Origin of the sequence: Anaerostipes sp. MSJ-23, assembly GCF_018918155.1 — a bacterium.
In the GTDB taxonomy this organism is placed as follows: Bacteria; Bacillota; Clostridia; order Lachnospirales; family Lachnospiraceae; genus Anaerostipes.
Genome location: NZ_JAHLPY010000016.1, coordinates 32,075 through 53,406, shown reverse-complemented (window position 1 = coordinate 53,406; position 21,332 = coordinate 32,075). Strand labels below are relative to the sequence as shown.

The 21,332-nt window shown below is 36.8% G+C and carries 24 protein-coding genes; 22 read left to right on the top strand and 2 right to left on the bottom strand.

The window, feature by feature from the left end:
* Positions 1-149: 149 nt before the first annotated feature.
* Positions 150-533: a hypothetical protein gene (locus tag KQI71_RS10025; protein ID WP_216435863.1), complete on the top strand. Its 384-nt coding sequence runs from the start codon at positions 150-152 to the stop codon at positions 531-533.
* Between the two features lie 95 nt (positions 534-628).
* Positions 629-1,633: an aldo/keto reductase gene (locus KQI71_RS10020; protein ID WP_216435861.1), complete on the top strand. Its 1,005-nt coding sequence runs from the start codon at positions 629-631 to the stop codon at positions 1,631-1,633.
* 1 nt (position 1,634) lies between these two features.
* Here the strand turns inward: KQI71_RS10020 and KQI71_RS10015 are convergent, their stop codons facing one another.
* Both KQI71_RS10015 and KQI71_RS12570 read right to left on the bottom strand, forming a co-directional pair.
* A complete protein-coding gene (locus KQI71_RS10015; protein ID WP_216435859.1) occupies positions 1,635-2,420 on the bottom strand; it encodes a hypothetical protein in 786 nt (261 codons plus the stop codon).
* 116 nt (positions 2,421-2,536) lie between these two features.
* Complete coding sequence (locus tag KQI71_RS12570) at positions 2,537-2,722, bottom strand: hypothetical protein (RefSeq protein WP_253288029.1); 186 nt, start codon at positions 2,720-2,722, stop codon at positions 2,537-2,539.
* 127 nt (positions 2,723-2,849) lie between these two features.
* Here KQI71_RS12570 and KQI71_RS10005 point away from each other — a divergent pair, with 127 nt between their 5' ends.
* The 20 genes from KQI71_RS10005 (at position 2,850) to KQI71_RS09910 (ending at position 21,291) form a co-directional block, all read left to right on the top strand.
* Entirely contained in the window at positions 2,850-3,305 is a 456-nt protein-coding gene (locus KQI71_RS10005) for a MerR family transcriptional regulator (protein ID WP_216435857.1), read from the top strand.
* Positions 3,306-3,334: 29 nt separating this feature from the next.
* Positions 3,335-4,363 carry a selenide, water dikinase SelD gene (gene selD / locus KQI71_RS10000; RefSeq protein ID WP_216435855.1) on the top strand — a complete coding sequence of 343 codons (1,029 nt, stop codon included), beginning with the start codon at positions 3,335-3,337 and terminating at the stop codon, positions 4,361-4,363.
* Positions 4,364-4,383: 20 nt separating this feature from the next.
* The gene (yedF, locus tag KQI71_RS09995; protein ID WP_216435853.1) at positions 4,384-4,995 is read left to right on the top strand and encodes a sulfurtransferase-like selenium metabolism protein YedF; all 612 of its coding nucleotides are present in this window, start codon (positions 4,384-4,386) and stop codon (positions 4,993-4,995) included.
* Complete coding sequence (locus tag KQI71_RS09990) at positions 4,992-6,137, top strand: aminotransferase class V-fold PLP-dependent enzyme (RefSeq protein WP_216435851.1); 1,146 nt, start codon at positions 4,992-4,994, stop codon at positions 6,135-6,137. The genes yedF and KQI71_RS09990 overlap by 4 nt, the downstream gene beginning before the upstream one ends.
* Before the next feature lie 12 nt (positions 6,138-6,149).
* On the top strand, positions 6,150-6,386 hold the full coding sequence (locus KQI71_RS09985; RefSeq protein ID WP_216435849.1) for a DUF3343 domain-containing protein: 237 nt from the start codon (positions 6,150-6,152) through the stop codon (positions 6,384-6,386).
* Positions 6,387-6,520: 134 nt separating this feature from the next.
* Complete coding sequence (locus KQI71_RS09980) at positions 6,521-7,921, top strand: uracil-xanthine permease family protein (protein WP_216435847.1); 1,401 nt, start codon at positions 6,521-6,523, stop codon at positions 7,919-7,921.
* 113 nt (positions 7,922-8,034) lie between these two features.
* On the top strand, positions 8,035-8,802 hold the full coding sequence (locus tag KQI71_RS09975; protein ID WP_216435845.1) for an FAD binding domain-containing protein: 768 nt from the start codon (positions 8,035-8,037) through the stop codon (positions 8,800-8,802).
* Between the two features lies 1 nt (position 8,803).
* Positions 8,804-9,277: a (2Fe-2S)-binding protein gene (locus KQI71_RS09970; protein WP_216435843.1), complete on the top strand. Its 474-nt coding sequence runs from the start codon at positions 8,804-8,806 to the stop codon at positions 9,275-9,277.
* Positions 9,265-11,556, top strand: coding sequence for a xanthine dehydrogenase family protein molybdopterin-binding subunit (locus tag KQI71_RS09965; protein ID WP_216435841.1), 2,292 nt, complete (start codon positions 9,265-9,267; stop codon positions 11,554-11,556). Before KQI71_RS09970 ends, KQI71_RS09965 begins: the two co-directional genes overlap by 13 nt.
* Positions 11,553-12,317 carry a selenium cofactor biosynthesis protein YqeC gene (yqeC, locus tag KQI71_RS09960; protein ID WP_216435840.1) on the top strand — a complete coding sequence of 255 codons (765 nt, stop codon included), beginning with the start codon at positions 11,553-11,555 and terminating at the stop codon, positions 12,315-12,317. Before KQI71_RS09965 ends, yqeC begins: the two co-directional genes overlap by 4 nt.
* Entirely contained in the window at positions 12,314-13,669 is a 1,356-nt protein-coding gene (gene yqeB / locus KQI71_RS09955; protein ID WP_216435837.1) for a selenium-dependent molybdenum cofactor biosynthesis protein YqeB, read from the top strand. Before yqeC ends, yqeB begins: the two co-directional genes overlap by 4 nt.
* A 105-nt stretch (positions 13,670-13,774) precedes the next feature.
* Positions 13,775-14,623 carry a molybdate ABC transporter substrate-binding protein gene (gene modA, locus KQI71_RS09950; protein ID WP_216435836.1) on the top strand — a complete coding sequence of 283 codons (849 nt, stop codon included), beginning with the start codon at positions 13,775-13,777 and terminating at the stop codon, positions 14,621-14,623.
* A gap of 76 nt (positions 14,624-14,699) precedes the next feature.
* Complete coding sequence (modB, locus tag KQI71_RS09945; RefSeq protein ID WP_216435835.1) at positions 14,700-15,404, top strand: molybdate ABC transporter permease subunit; 705 nt, start codon at positions 14,700-14,702, stop codon at positions 15,402-15,404.
* Positions 15,405-15,419: 15 nt separating this feature from the next.
* Positions 15,420-15,896, top strand: a complete 477-nt coding sequence (moaC, locus tag KQI71_RS09940; RefSeq protein WP_216435833.1) for a cyclic pyranopterin monophosphate synthase MoaC — start codon at positions 15,420-15,422, stop codon at positions 15,894-15,896.
* 1 nt (position 15,897) lies between these two features.
* Positions 15,898-16,953, top strand: a complete 1,056-nt coding sequence (locus tag KQI71_RS09935) for a sulfate/molybdate ABC transporter ATP-binding protein (protein ID WP_216435894.1) — start codon at positions 15,898-15,900, stop codon at positions 16,951-16,953.
* A 21-nt stretch (positions 16,954-16,974) separates the two neighbouring features.
* Entirely contained in the window at positions 16,975-17,322 is a 348-nt protein-coding gene (locus tag KQI71_RS09930; RefSeq protein WP_216435831.1) for a winged helix-turn-helix domain-containing protein, read from the top strand.
* Between the two features lie 3 nt (positions 17,323-17,325).
* The gene (locus KQI71_RS09925) at positions 17,326-18,351 is read left to right on the top strand and encodes a molybdopterin-binding protein (protein WP_216435830.1); all 1,026 of its coding nucleotides are present in this window, start codon (positions 17,326-17,328) and stop codon (positions 18,349-18,351) included.
* A gap of 3 nt (positions 18,352-18,354) precedes the next feature.
* Positions 18,355-19,371: an XdhC family protein gene (locus KQI71_RS09920; RefSeq protein ID WP_253288028.1), complete on the top strand. Its 1,017-nt coding sequence runs from the start codon at positions 18,355-18,357 to the stop codon at positions 19,369-19,371.
* Positions 19,372-19,391: 20 nt separating this feature from the next.
* A complete protein-coding gene (gene moaA, locus KQI71_RS09915; protein ID WP_216435829.1) occupies positions 19,392-20,357 on the top strand; it encodes a GTP 3',8-cyclase MoaA in 966 nt (321 codons plus the stop codon).
* A 1-nt stretch (position 20,358) separates the two neighbouring features.
* Positions 20,359-21,291: an MOSC domain-containing protein gene (locus KQI71_RS09910; RefSeq protein WP_216435828.1), complete on the top strand. Its 933-nt coding sequence runs from the start codon at positions 20,359-20,361 to the stop codon at positions 21,289-21,291.
* Positions 21,292-21,332 lie beyond the last annotated feature (41 nt).

The following is a 21,332-nucleotide window of genomic DNA, read 5'->3' as shown; positions in this document are numbered from 1 at the left end:
TGTTCTGGTGTGTTTTAAGTTTTGTTATATTAACCATTCTTTTTCGATGCCTTTATATATGGTTTCCTTTTGAGCTTTTCCTTTCATTATATGTTACGTTTTTAACGACATCTTACCATTTTATTATGCGTATCATCGTGGGAGAAAGCGTGACTTTTTTTTATCGAAAGCGAGAATTTCATTATGAATGTTGGTGGTACCAGCAACATAAATTTGAACAGCATTTTTATAAAATTTTAGGGGTAAAAAAATGGAAAAAAAGAGCAATTACAGCAAAACCAGAACAGTTTGATGTAAAAAATAGAAGTTTTGATGAGCTGATTCACAATATGACACAGGCGGAAGTTAGTCATGAAATGATTATGGTATTGTCATTTGTTCCACTTTTTTTTATTCATTGGTATGGAGCCCCAGCAGTGTTTATCCTTACTTCGATCGCTGCGTGTCTGGCAGATTTTATTTTTGTAATGATTCAGAGATATAATCGGCCAAGAGTTTTGCAGATGAAAAAACGAAGATCAAAAATTAATTAAAAAAGAGAAATATTATTTGGACATTTTGGAAGGATTGTTTTAAAATAAAATTGACACAGAGTCAGAATGCGAATAGCAAGGAAATGGAGGAAAAAATGGAATTCACGAAATTAGGAAATACGGAGATTGAAGTTTCTAGATTATGTGTTGGCTGTATGAGTTTTGGAAAGGCTGGTACAATGCATGATTGGACATTAGATGAAAAAGAAAGTGAAAAAATGATTCATCATGCATTAGATCTTGGAATTAATTTTTTTGATACAGCAAATGGTTATTCTGAAGGAACGAGTGAAGAGTATCTTGGAAAGGCATTAAAAAAGAATGCTGCAAGAGATAAGATTATCATTGCTTCTAAAGTTTATTTTAATGAAGGAAGGCTTTCAAGAAAAGCAATTTTAAGAGAAATTGATGGAACTTTGAAGCGTCTTGGTACTGATTACCTGGATTTATATATTATCCATCGATTTGATTATGATACTCCAATTGAAGAAACAATGGAAGCACTTCATGATTTAGTAAAAATGGGGAAAGTAAGAGCGCTTGGTGCATCTGCAATGTATGGATATCAGTTTTATAATATGCAGCTTGCAGCTAGAGATCATGGATGGACACCATTTTCAACGATGGAGAATCACTATAATCTTTTGTATAGGGAAGACGAAAGAGAGCTGATTCCGATTTGTAAACAGATGAATGTTTCTTTAATGCCATATAGTCCTTTGGCGGCAGGACATCTGGCAAGACCACAGTGGGAGTCCTCCTCTCTTAGAGGAAGAACAGATCGTGTAGCTATGGGAAAATATGATCGGATGGAAGAACAGGATATGCATATCGTAGATCGTGTACATCATCTTGCTGAAAAATATGAATGTAAGATGTCACAGATTGCTATTGCGTGGCAGTGGGCGAAAGGTATTGCGGCTCCGATCATTGGTGCTACGAAAGAAAAATATTTAGATGATGCGGTCGGAGCCTTTGATGTGAAACTGACAGCAGAAGATATTGCGTATTTGGAAGAACCATATGTACCACATCCAATAGTTGGTGCAATTAATGAAAATCCCAAACAGGGTGTTATGTTGTTAGATGAAAAGAAATAGATCAAATAAATAATTTGATAATTCGTGTTTTGCTTAATACAAAAATGGATACATCCATAAATAAATGTGCAACCAGTGTACTAATAATAACACCATTTGATGTTAGTAAGAAGTTAACATGAAATCCATACCAACATACAAAAGCAGAATAAATTCCCATCAGTATTAAAAGTGGAATATTTTTACCAATTCCTATAAAAGAATCTTTGATATCTTCTAATGTAGAATCAAAATAAACGAAACGACCAACAGCGAGCATAACAAAGTAAAAAATGAGAGAGTCATAGTTGGAATCGTTGTAAATAAATTTAATGTACATTAAAATTAAAATAATATAAAAAGCCGAAATTAGACGGACAGAGGCTTTTTGTTTAGAAGAAAGATCCTTCAGGAGTACAAAAATACTGTCAAACCAAAAGGTCAAAAATACGGAAAGTACTAAAAATACAAGAAGTAAAATATCTTGATATTTATGCCAGAAAAATGATGCCTGGGGGATTCTTTCATCTAGAACATAATAAAGTGATAAAAAGATCAGCACAGATGTGCTGGAAAATACCATCTCATAAAAGCTTTCAATCATGGAAAGTTCTTTTTTTCTATGTTGTTTGTTGATTTGTTCTAATTCTTCCGGTGTCGGATTCTTAACATTAATTTTATAGTGTTTTTGAAGTTTGGCAGTACATAAAACAATGGCAAGAACAACAGCAAGAGCAATCAGTGAAACTAACATGAAATTACCGGCATTTCGAAAATTGAAATAATGTGAAATATAATAGTTACTCATAATAAACTCCTCTTTTATTTTTGATAATCATCTATTGTAGCACTTTTTTTTGTTTTTTCAATGAATCTTTTCTTTTTTAAAAAAAACTTAATATTTTCCTTGACTTAAACTTAACTTCAAGTTGTAGAGTGAAAAAAGAACAAAGAATGATATATTTCAGGAGGTTTTTTGAATGAGCAAAATGTTAATTGTTTATAGAAAACATCACCGGCTGCAGCACCCTCTGGTGTATTCATATAAGATCCCATGATTTTGCCGTCTAAAGACATCATCATGTGACAGAAAATATATGGTCGATTCATTTTTTCCTCCTGTTGACGGATGTTCTCCGTGAAAATATAATAATAAATAGAAGCTAATATTAAATATACAACTTAAAGTCAAGTTTAAGTCAATAAGAAATTTTTTTATCGAAAGGAAGTTTAAAATATGGTTTATACGGTGGGAGAGATGGCACAAAAACTTGGAGTTGCTTCTTCGACACTTCGTTATTATGATAAAGAGGGTCTTCTTCCTTTTGTTGAATGTTCTAGTGGTGGAATTCGTATGTTTAATGAAAGTGATTTTGAATGGCTTTCGATTATTGAGTGTTTGAAAAAAGCAGGAATGCCAATCAAAAAGATCCGGGATTTTATTGACTGGTGCCTTCAGGGAGATGATACAATTGATCAGAGACTTGATCTAATAAAGGAACAAAAAGAAAAAGTAGAGGAACAGATGGAGCAGCTAAGAAAAACCATGGAGATGCTGGAATATAAAGAATGGTATTATGAAACTGCAAAAAAAGCAGGCACATGTAAAATTCATGATACAATGATGGAAGAAGATGTTCCAGAAGCATTAAGAGAGGTACGGAAGCGGGCAAAAGGTCTGCATAATATTTGAAATATAAAAAGAGAAGTGGTGAATATATAATGAAAGAAAATAAAATAACCTTTTGTAAGAGTGGTGGATGTACTGCAAAACTCGGAGCAGGTCTTTTAAGTCATGTTCTTGAGAAACTTCCAAAAGGAAAGATGGATGAAAATCTGCTTGTTGGGTACGATAGCAAAGATGATGCGGCCGTTTACAAAGTTAGTGAGGATCTTGCCATTGTTCAGACGTTGGATTTTTTTCCGCCGATGGTAGAGGATCCTTATATTTTTGGGAAAATTGCTGCAACAAATGCGTTAAGTGATATTTACGCAATGGGAGGAGAAGTTAAGACAGCTTTGAACATTGTCTGTTTTCCGGAAAATATGGATTTAAATATTTTAGGAGAGATTATGAGAGGAGGTTCTGAGAAAGTCATAGAAGCCGGTGGAACGCTTGCTGGTGGACATTCCATCGCAGATTCTGATGTAAAATATGGCTTATCAGTCACCGGCATCGTTCATCCTGATAAAATTTATCCCAATAATCAAGGAAAACCGGGAGATTGTCTGATCCTTACGAAAAAACTTGGAGTTGGTATTATTTGTACGGCTAACCGAGTTGGCGAAGCATCCAAAGAAGCAATGGATGAAGCAATTGAGTCAATGACAACATTAAATAAATATGCAGCACAGGTATGTAAAGATTATGAAATTCATGCTTGTACTGATGTGACTGGTTTTGGGTTCCTTGGACATCTTCATGAGATGATGGATGGAAGGCTTTCCTGTCATATTTATGCAAGCGATATCCCGATTATAAAGGAAGCAGTTCACCAGGCAGATGAATTTATGATTACAGCTGGCGGACAGAAAAACCGAAATCATGTAGGAAATGCTGTGAAATTTGAAAATATTTCTTTTGCAATGGAAGAGATTTTATTTGATCCGCAAACTGCAGGAGGGCTTTTGATTGCAGTTTCTGCAAAGGAAGCAAAAAGTCTTGAAAAGAAGTTGCAAGATATTGGACTTCCGGCAAAAATTGTTGGAGAAATTACACAGAAAACAGCGACAGAAATTACTGTTTTATAAATAAAAAAGGAGATAGAAAAATGGTAGAAGTAAATGCAATGGGAGATACATGTCCAATTCCAGTGATTAAAACTAAAAAGGCTATTGAGGGACTTAATGGAGCAGGTGTTGTAGAAACACTTGTAGATAATGAAATTGCTGTACAGAATCTTAAGAAAATGGCAGATCAGAAAGGGTATAAGGCAAGTTGTGAAAAACTAGGAGATAATCAGTACAAGGTAAAAATGACCATTGGAGAAGCTGTTGAGGAAAAAAAGGAAGAATTCGCAAAAAAATCAGAGCGGTCTGATTCTTCAGAAAATACGGTAGTCGTTATTTCTTCTTCAAAAATGGGAGAAGGAGAAGAAGAGCTTGGAAAAGTATTAATCAAAGGATTTATTTATGCGCTGACACAGCTCGACACACTCCCAAAAACAATGTTGTTTTATAATGGGGGAGCATTCCTTACTTGTGAAGGTTCTGAATCATTGGAGGACTTAAAATTTTTAAAAGAACAGGGAGTAGAAATTTTCACTTGCGGGACATGTTTAAATTACTATGGATTGACAGAAAAACTGCAGGTTGGAGAAATAACGAATATGTATGTTATTGCAGAAAAGATGACACAGGCAGATAAGGTTGTGAAACCGTGATCTATCTTGATAATGCGGCAACAACAATGAAAAAGCCATCACAAGTTTTAGACGCAGTGATAGAAGCGTTTCAAAATATGGGAAATGCAGGAAGAGGAGCACATCGTGCAACGATCAATGCATCCAGGATGATTTATGAAACAAGAGAACTTTTAGCAAATCTATTTGGAAGCGAAAAACCAGAGCGCTTTGCGTTTACTTCTAATGCAACAGAAGCATTAAATATTGCGATTCATGGCTTGTTAAAACCAGGAGATCATGTAATCACAACAGTATGCGAACATAATTCGGTTCTTCGTCCTTTGTACAAAATGGACGGCATAGAAATTGGGTTTCTTCCATTAAAAGGGGATACCATGGAAGAAAAGGCACAGGCAATCCTTGATTATAGTAAGCTGGAAGATCTTTATCAGCCAAATACAAAAGCAGTGATTGTGACACATGCCTCAAATCTTACAGGTAATATTACAGATCTTCGAGAAATTAAATCTTTTGTAAAAAAGCATAATCTGCTTCTGATTGTGGATGCAGCTCAAACGGCAGGAATTCTTCCAATCGATGTGGAAAAGATGGGAATTGATATTCTTTGCTTTTCCGGCCATAAAGGTCTGATGGGACCCCAGGGGACTGGTGGAATTTATGTAAGAGAAGGGATAGAATTAGCGCCGTTTATTGTCGGTGGAAGTGGTATACAAAGTTATAGTAAAGAACATCCAAAGCAAATGCCGACTGCCCTTGAAGCCGGGACGTTAAATGCACATGGAATTGCAGGGCTTCATGGAGCTCTTTGCTTTATAAAAGAAATAGGAATTGAAAAAATCTATAAAAGAGAGCATGATTTAATGAAGCGTTTCCTGAAAGGAATTCAAGGTGCCCAGGGAATTTTATATTATGGAAACTCGGATCTATCCAAAAGAATTGCAACGGCAACGATTAATTTTAAAGGTGTTGATTCTGGAGAAGTTAGTGATGAGTTAATGGAAGAATATCAAATCGCTGTACGATCAGGTGCTCATTGTGCACCGTTGATTCATGAGGCAATAGGAACAAAGGAGCAGGGAGCAGTTCGTTTCAGCATGTCTTATTTTAATACTGAAGAGGAAATTGATAGAGCAGTAGCAGCGATTTATGAGATGGCATAGTGGGGTAAGAAAATGCGAAAAAAAATAGAATCTGTAATTATTTCTTTTGAAAGTACTACACAGGCAATGAAAATGGATAAATTTTGTATGGAACATCATTTGCCAGGAAGATTGATTCCGGTACCAAGGGAAATTACAGCTGGATGTGGACTTGCCTGGAAGGCTCTTCCTGAGGAAAAGGAGCAGCTAAAGGTTGTAATGGAAGAACAACAAATTATATGGCAGGAAATATATATTATGAAAGTATAAAAAAAAATTAGGTTGTGAACTATACAAAAAAAGAAAAATGAGCTATAATAAGATGTCACAAAGATGGGCAGGCAATGAAAATTGTCTGTCCATTAAACATTGCAACAAATGAAAAAAATAAGGAGACAGAAAAAATGAATCAACAGGAAAACAAAGGAGCAGCATATGATTTTTATGGAAAACTTCCTTTGAAAAAAGCGATTCCCCTTGGTCTGCAACATGTTCTTGCTATGTTTGTAGGTAATCTGACTCCGGTGCTGATTATCACAGAAGCATGTGGTCTCGGCTCTGGAACAGCTTTCGCAGACGTTCAGATCACGCTTTTACAAAATGCTATGCTGATCGCAGGTGTTGTAACCTTAATCCAGCTGTTCTCGATCGGACCAATTGGAGGAAAAGTTCCAATTGTTATGGGAACAAGTTCAGGATTTATTGGAGTATGTAGTAGTGTATCTTCTATTATGGGCGGTGGTGTTTTAGCCTATGGAGCGATTATGGGTGCATCATTGATCGGCGGTTTATTTGAAGGTGTTTTAGGTCTTATGTTAAAACCTTTGCGTAAATTTTTCCCAGCAGTTGTTACTGGTACAGTAGTATTATCCATTGGTCTTTCTCTAATTTCGGTTGGAGTTAATTCTTTTGGCGGAGGAAGTTCAGCGAAAGATTTTGGTTCTATGGAAAATCTTGCTCTTGGAGCAATTGTTATGATTGTTATCATTGTATTTAAACATGGAACAAAAGGTTTTACTAGTGCATCTTCTATTTTGATTGGAATTATTGTTGGATATATTGCATCAATCATTATGGGAATGGTACTTCCAACAACTGGTGTGACAGCAGATGGCGTGGAATATACAAAGGCATGGGTATTAAATGCTGATAAGATCGCAAAAGCAAGCTGGTTTGCAGTTCCAAAGCTGATCCCAGTAAAACTTGTATTTGATGCGCGTGCGATTGTACCAATCATGATTATGTTTATTGTTACAGCTGTTGAGACTGTTGGTGATATTTCTGGTGTTATGGAAGGTGGTATGGGAAGAGAAGCAAGCGATACAGAACTTTCTGGTGGAGTTATCTGTGATGGATTAGGTTCCAGTCTTGCAGCTATATTTGGAGTCCTTCCAAATACATCATTCAGTCAGAATGTTGGTCTTGTTACAATTACAAAGATTGTAAACCGTATGGCTTTGGCAACAGGAGCGGTCTTTTTGATTTTATGTGGATTATTTCCAAAACTTGCAGCAGTTATTTCTATTATGCCACAGAGTGTGCTTGGTGGAGCTGCAGTTATGATGTTTTCATCCATCGTTATTAGTGGAATTCAGCTGATTACAAAAGAAAAAATGACAGCAAGAAATATTACAATTGTATCTGCTGCGCTTGGTCTTGGATATGGAATTGGAGCAAATAGTGCGGTTCTTGCAGGGCTTCCACAGATCATTCAGTTAATTTTTGGAGGATCTGGAATTGTTCCTGCAGCGCTGATTGCAATTGTATTAAATATTGTGCTTCCAAAAGAAAAAGAAGAAGTATAAAATAGATTGTATTTGTTGCTATTTCAACAAAATACAAGTAAAATAATCTCAGCGGGAGATATCTCTTGCTGAGAATTTTTTTCGACATTTACAAAAAAATGGAGGAACTTTAAATGTTGCGAATCAAAGAATTTGTGAAGGCAGAAAGCTTGGAGCAAGCTTATGAATTAAACCAGAAAAGGACGAATCGTATTCTTGGTGGAATGCTTTGGATGAGAATGACCAATGCACAGATCCAGAAAGCGATTGACTTGTCAGATCTTGGACTTGATAAAATTGAAGAGACAGAAGATGAATTTCTTATTGGATGTATGGTAACTCTACGACAACTGGAACTTCACGAGGGATTAAATGAAATGAGTGAAGGATTGGTAAGAAACTGTGTGGAAGATATTGTCGGAGTACAATTTCGAAATCTTGCAACGGTTGGAGGAAGTTTATTTGGCCGTTTTGGATTTTCTGATGTATTAACAGCATTTCTTGCCATGGATTCCTATGTGGAGTTATATAAGGGAGGAATTGTTCCGTTATCAGAATTTGCTGCAATGAAAAGAGATAATGATATTCTTGTGCGAGTGATCGTGAAAAAAACAAAAGGGCATTATGTGTATCAGTCACACCGAAATACGAAAACAGATTTTCCAGTTCTTGCAGTCGCTGCATCAAAAATGGGAGATGAAATAAAAGTATCCGTAGGAGCAAGGCCAGCAAGAGCAGTGCTTTTCGCTGCAAAAGATCTGACGGAAGACAGTGTATGTCAGGTTGCACAAAAGGTTGTTACAGGAACGAATCTACGAGCAAGCAAAGAATTTCGGTCTCATCTTGCAAAAGTATTGATTGGACGAGCGTTTGTACAATTAAGAGGAAAGGAGGAAGCATAGTATGATCGTAAGTATGATATTAAATGGGAAGAAAATTGCAGATGAAGTCAGTCCAGATATGACACTTTTTCAGTTCGTGAGAAAACATGGATGTTATAGTGTTAAGTGTGGATGTGAGACAACAAACTGTGGATTATGTACTGTATTTTTAGATGATCAGCCAGTCCTTTCTTGTGCAGTCCTTGTAGCAAGAGTTAGTGGACATAAAGTAGAAACGTTGGAAGGACTTCAGAAAGAAGCAGAAGAATTTGGTAGATTTATTGCAGATCAGGGAGCAGAACAGTGTGGTTTTTGTAATCCTGGGATGATTATGAATGCGATTGCGATGTTTCGTGAACTAGAAGAGCCAACGGATGAACAGATCAAACAATATCTTGCAGGTAATTTATGCAGGTGTTCTGGTTATGAAGGACAACTTCGAGGGATTCATGATTTTATGGAATATAAAAAGGGAGGTGTCTCATGCGAGTCGTAGGTCAGCCAGTCAGAAAAAAAGATGCCATGTCACTGGTTACTGGAAAACCAGTATACATGGATGATCTTGCACCAAAAGACTGTCTAATTGTAAAGGTATTAAGAAGCCCTCACGCCAATGCGATCGTTGAGGAAGTAAATACAAAAATTGCAATGAAAGTGCCAGGAATAGAAGCAATCTATACATGGGAAGATGTTCCAAAGCACCGTTTTGCGCAGGCTGGACAGACATATCCGGAGTGGAGCCCATATGACAGACTGATTCTTGATCAGCATGTTCGTTTTGTTGGGGATGCAGTTGCAATTATTGCAGGAGAAGATGAAGCATGTGTAGATCGTGCCATGAAGATGATCAAAGTAAAATATAAAGTACTTCCTGCAGTTCTTGATTATCATAAGGCAAAAGATAATGAAGTATTGGTACATCCAGAGGATAATTGGGAGTCTAAATTTCCAGTAGGTGCTGACAATAAGAGAAATCTTTGTGCTCATATGGAAGATAGTGACGGAGATCTGGAAAAAACATTTGCAGATTGTGATATTGTTCTTGAAAGGACTTATCATGTGCCTGCAGTCAATCAGGCAATGATGGAAACATTCCGTACGACTTGTTATCTTGATACTTACGGAAGACTTGTTGTCTTTAGTTCTACACAGATCGTATATCATGTGCGAAGGATTATTGCAAATGCGCTTGGAATTCCAAAACATAAAGTCCGTGCGTTAAAACCACGAATTGGTGGTGGATTTGGAGCAAAACAGACGGTTGTTACAGAAATTTTTCCAGCTTTTGTTACCTGGATGACAAAGAAGCCATCAAAAATCATTTATACAAGAGAAGAAAGCCAGATTGCAGGTTCTCCAAGACATGAGATGGAAGTGACTGTAAAAATTGGGGCAAATAAAGATGGAACATTACGTGCATTTGATCTGTATAATCTTTCGAATACGGGAGCTTATGGAGATCATGGACCAACGACAGCAGGACTTACCGGGCACAAATCGCTTCCAATGTATACCGCAAATATGGAAGCATTTCGACATACCTTTGATGTTGTTTATACAAATGTTTTGGCAGCTGGTGCATATCGTGGTTATGGAGCAACACAAGGAATTTTTGCACTGGAATCGATTGTAAATGAATTGGCATCGATTCTCCATATGGATCCGGTAGAACTTCGCTTGAAAAATGTCGTAAGACAGGGAATGACCATGCAGGCTTATAGCAATGAAGTGGCAAGAGGGTGTCGTCTGGATGACTGTCTTGTCCGTGCGGCAGAAATGATCGGTTGGAAAGAAAAATATCCAGTAAAAGATATGGGAAATGGAAAGGTACGTTCGGTAGGAATTGCAATGGCAATGCAGGGATCTTGTATTTCTTATGTCGATGTAGGATCTGCAACAATTATGATGAATGAAGACGGAAGTTATCGTCTTGCGATTGCTGCGGCAGATATGGGAACTGGATGCGATACCATTCTTGCACAGATGGCAGCAGAGTGTCTTGGTGTATCAACAGATGAGATTTTTGTATCTGGTGCGGATACAGATACATCGCCTTATGATTCTGGATCTTATGCTTCAAGTACAACCTATGTAACTGGACAGGCAGTTGTAAAAGCAAGTACAGAATTGGAAAAAAGAATCCGGAAGTTAGCTTCTCAGATGCTCGAATGTGAGATAGAAGATGTTGAATTTGATGGAAAACAAGCAAGGGATATTAAAACTGGAAAGTCTGTAACGGCAGAAGAAATCGGATATAAAGCGCAGTGCTTTAATGATTTTGCGCTTCAAGTAACGGAAAGTTACACTTCTCCTGTGTCACCTCCTCCTTATATGGCAGGTGCAGTAGAAATTGAACTTGATAAAGAAACTGGACATTTAGAAATCTTAAATTATGCAGCAGTTGTTGATTGCGGCACGGTTGTGAATCCAAATCTTGCAAGAGTGCAGGTAGAAGGTGGGCTTGGTCAAGGAATTGGTATGGCATTGTATGAAAATATTCAGTATTCTGATCATGGAAAGCTTTATAATAACTCCTTGATGCAATATAAGATTCCAACTCGTTTGGATATGGGAAATCTTCACGTAGAGTTTAAACCAAGTTATGAACCGACGGGGCCATTTGGTGTAAAATCAATCGGTGAGATCGTTATCAATACACCAGCACCAGCACTAGCACATGCGATTTTTAATGCAACTGGAGTATGGCATCGAAGTCTTCCAATTACAAGTGAGAAGATTGCTATGGGTGTGTTGAAAAATAGAGAGTTCTTATGATAAAAAGTTTCATTGATGGAAAATGGCAGGAAACAAACAATTTATTTGATGCGTTACAATTTAATCAAAGACAACAAGAAGTGCTTTCTGTTGTAGGAGCTGGAGGGAAAACGACAGTTCTTCGAAGACTTCAGATGGAATGTATTAAAAAACAATTACCACATGTCATATCAACAACAACGCACATGCAATATGAACGTAATGAAAGATTCCTGGGACATCCCTCTTTGCGGATGCTCCGGGAAATTTTCATGCATTGTCATACCGTTTGGATGGGAGAGCCAGTGAATGAATGGAAAATGAAAGGGTTTTCTTCTGAATTTTTAAGAGAGGTAAAGAACTTGGGATTTTGGCTTCTTCTTGAGGCAGATGGAGCCAAACATCTTCCGGTGAAAGCACCAAGGAGCCAGGAACCAGTTCTTCTTAAAGAGACAACAACTGTTGTCAATGTATATGGCATGGATGGTATTGGGAAAAAAATTCAAGATATATGTTTTGGAACGGAGCAAGTATGTAAAATCCTTGGAAAAACAAAAGAGCAGATTCTTGAGGAAAAAGATCTGATTTTATTGGCCACTAGTCCTTTGGCAGGGAAAAAAGGTGTAATGGATTGTATGAAGTATCATGTTATACTAAATAAAACGGATACAGAGAAAGAATATAAGATAGCAAAAACAATTGCAAGAGATCTTGGAAAGCAAGGAATTTCCTATGTGCATGTCACGTCACAACTTATGGAAAAAAAGGAGAAAAAAGAATGAAAGTATTGGTGAAAGGAGCCGGAGATCTGGCAAGTGGAGTAGCAGTTCAATTAAAAAGAAGAGGATATCAAGTCATTATGACAGAAATCGAAACTCCTTTGACAGTGCGTAGACAGGTGGCATTTTCAAGGGCTGTCTATGAAAAAGAAGCAGTCGTAGAAGATGAGAAAGCAGTTCTTGTGGAAAATTATGAACAGGCAAAGAATATTTTAAAGGAAGGAAATCTTCCAGTGATCATTGATCCCAATGCAGAAATTTTAAAAGAATATAAGCCAGAGATTCTTGTGGATGCGATTATTGCAAAGCGAAATATAGGAACAAAGATTACAGATGCACCTTATGTGATTGGTCTTGGACCAGGATTTTGTGCGGGAAAGGATTGTCATGCAGTGATTGAAACGATGCGAGGAGAAACTCTTGCAAAGCCAATTTATGAAGGAGAAGCCATTGTAAATACAGGAGTTCCTGGAATGATTGGAGGCTATGCAAAGGAACGTCTTTTAAAAGCAATGGGTGATGGTATGATGAATCCACAGGCATCGATTGGTGATCATGTAAAAAAGGGACAAATTGTAGCGTATACCGGAGAAAAACCAGTTATTGCACAAATTGATGGGATTGTCCGCGGAATGCTGCAGGAAGGTGTTCAGGTAAAAAAAGGATTAAAGATTGGAGATGTAGATCCAAGAGATGATGAATCTCTCGTCTATGCCATTTCAGATAAATCTAATGCAATCGGAGAAGGTGTTGTAGAAGCAATAGAGAGATTGACTTTTCAGTCTTTTGGAATCGTTATACTTGCTGCAGGTAAATCAAAGCGTTATGGAAGTAATAAATTACTAGAAATAATGGATGGCAAAAAAATGTATCAGCATCTTTTGGATAAGATCTCAAGAGTTTCTGTAGGAACAAAAGTAATTGTTACAAGATTTCCGGAAATTGAAGAAGTAGCAGAAGATAATAAAATTGCTGTGATAAAAAATGATGATCCAGATCGTGGAATTTCTTATTCTTTAAAACTTGGAATGAAAAAATGTATGCAGGAAGATCCAAAGATGAAAGGAATTTTATTTATCGTTTGTGATCAGCCTTATATCAGAAGACAAACTTTAAAGAATATCTTGGATATGGCGGCAAAAAATCCTGGAAAAATCATCGCTGCAGCATATCATGGGAAAATTGGGAATCCAGTATTTTTTGATCATAAATATTGGAAAGAATTGTTAGCACTGACTGGAGACATCGGAGGAAAGCAGATTCTTAAAAAATATGAGGACCAGATTCTTTTTTGCGAAGCTGATAAGCGAGAGCTGCAAGATATTGATGATCCTTCATGGAAGAAAGAAAAATAAGCAGAGGATTTATTTTACAAGATAATAAAATTCAGCTATAATAAAGATTGGTTCGTTTTTAAAAAAACGAACGATATAACAAATATAAATCAATAGGAGGAATTTATGAAGAAACGAGTATTAGCAGTATTGATGGCAGCTATGATGGTGTTTAGCCTTGCTGGATGTGGTTCCACGAAGAAGGAATCAAAAAGTGAAGGAAAAACTATAGTTCATGTATTTATTGCAGCTAGCTTAAATACTGCAATGACAGAAGTAGCAAAGAAATTTAATGAAAAAAATCCAAATATTAAAATTTTATATAGCGCAGATAGTTCTGGAAAACTGATGGAGCAGATTGAAGAAGGATTTAACTGTGATATTTTCTTTTCAGCAGCACAAAAACAGATGGATCAGTTAGAGAAAAAAGATAAGCTGGTAGAAAAAGGCACACGTGCCAATATCGTAAACAACCAGGTTGTTGTTATTACCAGAAAAGATAGTAATACACAAGTAACTGGTCTTGCAAATCTGGAAGATGCGAAGAGCATTGCGCTTGCTGATGGAAGTGTTCCAGTAGGAAAATATACAAGACAGGCATTGATGAATATTGGAAAATTAACTCCTGTAAAAGATCCTTCCACAGTTACAACGGAGCAGGTTTCAAAAGCTTTAGGCGGAGTTGAAATTAGTGAACAGGGAAATGTAAGCCAGGTTTTAACTGCAGTTAAAGAAGGAAAATGTGAAGTTGGAACAACTTATTATTCTGATACATATGGCTTTGAAAAAGACATCAAGATTCTTCAGAAAGTAAATTATGATGCCACAGGAAATGTTATCTATCCTGCAGCAAGAATTAAAAATGATGAAGCAAGCAAGGCAGAAAATAAAGCGGCAGATAAATTTATGGAATTTATCAAATCCAAAGAAGCAAAGAAAATTTTCAAAAAATATTATTTTGATACAGTAAAATAATTTTTATCAGGATGATTTCTGTGGTTTGACAGAGATCATCCTGAATTTTTCTTAGAAGAAAATAGGAGAATATCATATGAATGAGATTGTGGAAATATTAAAAAATCTTGATTGGAGTCCTTTTTATATATCGATTAAAACAGGAATTGCAGCAACCATAGTCTCTTTTTTTCTTGGGATTTTTGCAGCACAAAAGATTATGGGAGCAACTTCAAGATTAAAGGCAGTATTGGATGGGATTCTTACACTTCCGCTTGTACTTCCACCGACGGTTGCAGGTTTTTTTCTGCTTCTGATTTTTAGTAAAAGGCGTCCTTTTGGAATTTTTCTATTTCAGACATTTGGAATCAAAGTTGTTCAGACGTGGCTTGGATGTGTAGTTGCAGCAACAGTTATTGCATTTCCGCTGATGTATCGAAATGCACGAGCTGCTTTTGAACAGGTGGATGTTAATTTAATTTATGCGGGACGTACTCTTGGGATGAGTGAGATGGCAATCTTTTGGAAAATTGTTGTTCCAGCTGCTGGACCTGGAATTTTTTCTGGAACAATTCTTACTTTTGCAAGAGCAATGGGAGAGTATGGTGCAACCTCTATGCTTGCAGGAAACATTCCAGGAAAAACGGGGACAATTTCACAAAGAATTGCCATGGTTATACAAGATGGAAATTATCTGACAGCAGGGGTATGGGTAGCCATTGTTCTTGTAATTGCATTTTTATTAGTATTTTTTATGAATGTGATTGCTAGTAAAAAGATGAAGCAGCAAAAAAAATGGTAGAAAAAAGGAGAACACATGGGTGATTTTACACATTTTAATCAGGCAGGAGAGGCCTGGATGGTAGATATTAGTGAAAAAGTAGACACAAAGAGAGAGGCGATTGCTTCTGGAATGATTTCTATGTCGGACGAATGTTATGAGAAGATCAAAGAAGGAACAATGAAAAAAGGGGATGTGCTTGGTGTTGCAAGAATTGCAGGAATTATGGGAGCAAAAAAAACATCGGAGTTGATTCCACTTTGTCATACGATTCCAATCACAAAAATAGAGATTGATTTTCATTTTCTTGGGAATGGAAAAATTGAGGCAAGATGTTGTGCCAAAACAACTGGTAAGACAGGAATTGAGATGGAAGCTCTCACAGGAGTCTCTGTGGCATTGCTAACGATCTATGATATGTGCAAGGCAATCGATCGTGGAATGGAAATTGGATCCATTCATTTAATGAAAAAATCAGGTGGAAAAAGCGGAATATGGGAGCGAGAAAAATAAGATGCCAATTGTATGTAATATTCATAAAAAACTAAAAAATTTTGAATTGAATGTCAATCTATCAAGTAACAGCAGGAGAATTGGAATTCTTGGAGCTTCAGGTTGTGGAAAAAGTATGACTTTAAGAAGTATTGCAGGAATTAAGATACCAGATGATGGAGAAATTATTGTTGATGGAAAAACATTATATCATTCAAAAGAAAAAATAAATCAAAAACCTCAAAAGCGAAATGTCGGATATTTATTCCAAAATTATGCACTATTTCCTAATATGACAGTAGAAAAAAATATTGGGATAGGGCTTCGTAAAAAAGAAAAGGATAAAAAACAAGTTGTAGATGCAATGATTAAAAAATTTCAGCTTACTGGACTTGAGAAGAGACTTCCGGGAGAGTTATCTGGGGGACAACAGCAGAGAGTGGCATTAGCAAGAATTATGGCGTATGAACCAGATGTGATCTTATTGGATGAGCCATTTTCTGCACTGGATATGTTTTTAAAAGATCAACTTCAGCAGGAAATGCTCGAGATGCTTGCGGATTATCAAGGAACTGTCATTCTTGTTTCTCACAGCAGAGATGAAATTTATCGATTTAGTGATGAGCTGTTGATTCTTGATCAGGGAAAAACAATCTGTCAGGGAAAGACAAAAGAGATTTTTGAAAACCCACAGTGGAAAACGGCAGCGAGACTGACTGGATGCAAAAATTTAATAGAAGCTATTCGTATCGATGATCATTGTTTGGAAATTCCAGGATGGGGAATGACGTTAAAAACGAGGAAAAAGATTCCAAAGGAAATTAATTGTGTTGGAATACGTGCTCATGATTTTATACCGATATGGGGGCAAGAAAAAGAAAATTGTGTAAGAGTTATAAAAGGGAGTATGGCAGAACTTCCATTTGAAAAAAAATTCTTTCTAAAGAGTGAAAAAAATCCACAGGAGATGATTTGTTGGTTTGTTCAGAGAAACTTCTGGGATATAATAGAAGAAAAAGGATTACCGGATTATCTGGAAATACCAGAGGAGAAGGTACTATTTCTTCAGTCATCATAAAAAAGATGGAGGAAAGGGACTATGGGAAAATTGTATCCGGTATCTCAAGTCAAATTATATGTGGAGGAAAAAACATTTGGTCCTGGTCCGTGTAAACTTTTGGAATTCATACAGGAAACGGGATCGATACAAAAAGCTTGTGAAAAGATGAATCTTTCCTATTCTAAGGCAAGAAAATTGATTTGTATTGCAGAAAAAAATCTTGGATATCCATTGATCAAAAGTCAGTCTGGAGGCAATGGCGGAGGAGGTTCTGTTTTGACAAAGAAAGCTATCGATTTAATTTGGAAATATCGTTCTATGGAAGCGCAAGTGCAGGAACAGACAGAAAAAATTTTTGCATTATATTTTAAAGAGGAAAGTGAGTAACAGATGAAATTAATAAAAACAGAAGATGCAGTAGGACATGTGATCTGTCATGATATTACACAAATCATTAAAGGTGTAACAAAAGACGCCATTTTTCGAAAAGGACATATTGTAAGAGAAGAAGATATTCCTGTGTTATTGTCCGTTGGAAAAGAAAACCTTTATGTTTGGGAAAAGCAAGAGGGTATGCTTCATGAAGATGAGGCAGCAGAAATTCTTAGACAAATATGTCAGGGAGAGCATATGCATCCATCCGGCGTTAAAGAGGGAAAAATTGAATTGATTGCGGACTGTGATGGAGTGCTGAAAGTAGATACTGAAGGACTTTATAAAGTAAATGCCCTTGGAGAGATGATGATTGCTTCAAGACATGGAAATTTTCCGGTGAAAAAAGGAGAAAAACTTGCAGGTACAAGAATTATTCCATTAGTAATTGAAGAAGAGAAAATGAAAAAGGCGAAAGAGGTAGCTGGAGAAAAACCATTATTGCAGATTAGGCCATATCTTCATAAAAAAGCAGGAATTGTAACAACGGGAAGTGAAGTGTATAATCATAGGATCGAGGATACGTTTACACCCGTTATCGAGGAAAAACTCGTAGAGTATGGTGTAGAAGTGATGGGACATAAAGTATGCAATGATAATCATTTCATGATTACAGAGGCGATAAAAGATCTTCTTTCTAAAGGGTGTGATATGATTTTATGTACCGGAGGGATGAGCGTAGACCCTGATGATCGGACACCACTTGCAATTAAAAATGCAGGGACAGATGTTGTCACTTATGGGGCACCGGTTCTCCCAGGAGCCATGTTTTTACTTGCTTATTATCAAGGAAACATTCCAGTAATGGGGTTGCCTGGCTGTGTGATGTATTCGAAACGAACAGTATTTGACCTTATTCTTCCAAGAATTCTAACAGGTGAAATTCTTAAGAAAGAAGACTTGGATGTGCTTGGAGAAGGCGGACTTTGTTTAAATTGTCCAGTTTGTACATTTCCAAATTGTGGATTTGGGAAAGGAAGGTAATGGATGGGACTATTTGAAGCAATGGAACAGTACGATACAGAAAAAGAACGAAAAATTTTGACAGTAGTAAAAGGAGTACATGTAGGAGAAAAGGCGCTTTTTTCAGAAAGCAGACTTTTATGGGAAAATAAAGATCATGGATTTTTTCATAAACATCAAGAAATTGCTGAGAAAATAATAGAAAGTGGAATTATTAACGTTGAAGAGGAAATGATTTTTTGTGATATACCAGGACAGCAGATAAAACTTGTCATTTGTGGAGGGGGGCATGTTTCGATTCCGATCATTCAACTTGGACAAATGATGGGAAATCATGTGACTGTTATTGAAGATCGTCCTAAATTTGCTGATCATGCAAGAAGAGCAGGAGCCAGTGAAGTTTTTTGTGAGCCGTTTCAGGATGCATTGAAAAAAATAAAAGGCGGAAGAGATACATTCTTTGTGATTGTTACAAGGGGACATCGATATGACCAAATTTGTCTATTTGAGATCGCAAAAAAAGAACATGCTTACATTGGAATGATGGGAAGTAAAAAACGTGTTGCAACGGTGAAAAAACAGTTAATAGAAGATGGAGCCGATCCACAGGTAATTGAAAATATTTATTCTCCCATTGGGCTATCCATTGGTGCTGAAACACCAGAAGAAATTGCAGTTGCAATCGCTGCGGAAATGATTCAAGTAAAAAATATGAAAAAAAGAACTTCTGGTTATACAAAAGAAATGCTTCATGCGATTCGAGAAAAAGAAGGTACAAAAATATTGGCAACGATCGTTACGAGAAAAGGTTCTGCACCGAGGGCTGTCGGAACAAAAATGTTAATTCTTCCGGATGGAAATTGCATTGGCACCATTGGAGGGGGATGTATGGAAGCAGATGTAGTGCGCAAAGCAAGAACTCTTATGGGACAAAATGAATCAAATGTTCAGCTGTGCAGAGTGGATATGACTGGAGCAGATGCAGAAGAAGAAGGTATGGTCTGCGGTGGAATTGTTGATGTTTTTCTTGAGAAAATATAAGAAGGAGAGGAGATTTTGAATTGAAAGATACTTATGGCCGAACCATTGACTATATGAGAATTTCAATTACAGACCGTTGTAATCTTCGCTGTAAATATTGTATGCCAGAAGAAATTGAAAAAATTTCTATGAAGGAGATATTAACTTATGAAGAGATTGAGAAAATCTGTAATCAGGCTGTTTCTCTTGGGATTACAAAATATAAAATTACTGGAGGAGAGCCTTTGGTTAGAAAGGGATGTCAACAGTTGATTCATAAGATCAAAAAGATACCGGGTGTAGAACAAGTTACGATGACAAGCAATGGTATTCTGCTAAAACAGTCTATAAAAAAATTAGTGGAAGCAGGACTGGATGGAGTCAATATTAGTCTGGATACATTAAATTCCGCTGTTTATCAACAGATCACAGGGTTTGATCAACTTGATGTTGTGTTGGACGGAATTAGAGAATGCCTTTATTATCCGATCAAAGTAAAAATTAATGTGGTATTACAACAAGGGGTCAATGAGAGTGAATGGAAGGATCTGATTCAGATTGCTAAGAACAACCCGATTGATGTTCGATTTATTGAAATGATGCCAATTGGTTTTGGAAAAGGCCAAAAAGGAATATCAAATCAACAGTTGATTCAGCAAATGAAAAAATATGATCCAGATATTTGCGAAGTCAAACAAAAAGAGGGGAATGGGCCTGCAATTTATTATGAAATTCCAGGTTTTTGTGGAAAAATTGGTATGATTAGTCCAATACATGGGAAATTTTGTGAAAGTTGTAATCGAATTCGAATGACTTCAACTGGTTTAATTAAGCCATGTCTTTGTTTTGAGGATGCGGTTTCAATTAAGAATGCTGTGCGTGGTGGGAAGCCTGAGGAGATTAGGGCAATTTTGAAAAAAGCAATTAAAATAAAGCCGGGACAACATTGTTTTGAACATTCTGAAAATATTACCGAACATAAGAATATGATACAAATAGGAGGGTAAGATGGGAAAAGTTATTGGAATATGTATCAGTGAGAAACGAGGAACACAGAAAACAAAAATAAAAGAAGCAAATTTGATCAAAGACTGGGGGATTGAAGGAGATGCTCATGCAGGAAAATGGCATCGTCAGGTTAGTCTCTTATCTTATGAAAAAATAGAAGAGTTTCGAAAAAAAGGAGCTAAGATTGATCTTGGAGCTTTTGGAGAAAATCTGATTGTTGAAGGATATGATTTTTCAGCTCTTCCGGTTGGAACAAGATTTGTGATCGGAGATGTCATTCTTGAGTTAACACAAATTGGGAAGGAATGTCATAACCATTGTGAAATTTATAAAAAAATGGGAAGTTGTATTATGCCGACGGAAGGAGTTTTTACTGAAGTTATTCGTGGAGGAAGGATAAAAACAGGGGATATGGTTGAGATGCAAAAACCGAATCCTAATCATCTGATTCGAGCAGCAGTGATTACATTGAGTGATAAAGGAGCAGCAGGAAAACGAAGAGATGAAAGTGGTCCTAAGGCGGTATCAATGCTGAAAGATGCCGGGTATGATGTGAAAGAAACTTTATTATTGCCAGATGAGAAAGAAGCATTAAAGCGTCAGCTTATTCGCCTGTCAGATCAGAGACAAATTCAGGTTATATTTACAACGGGTGGAACTGGATTTGCAAAAAGAGATATTACACCAGAAGCAACGATCGAAGTATGTGATCGAATGGCTAATGGGATCGCAGAAGCCATTAGAAATTATTCTATGACAATTACGCCGAGAGCAATGTTTAGCCGGGCGGTATCGGGAATTCGAAAAGAGACATTGATTATAAATCTTCCGGGAAGTCCGAAGGCAGTTAAAGAGGCTTTGGAATTTCTTTTACCTCATTTGGAACATGGCATTAAAATCTTATGTGGTACAGATGGAGAATGCGCAAGGTAGAAAAAACAACCAAGGAGCAGATGGATTAACAGGTAGGCGCT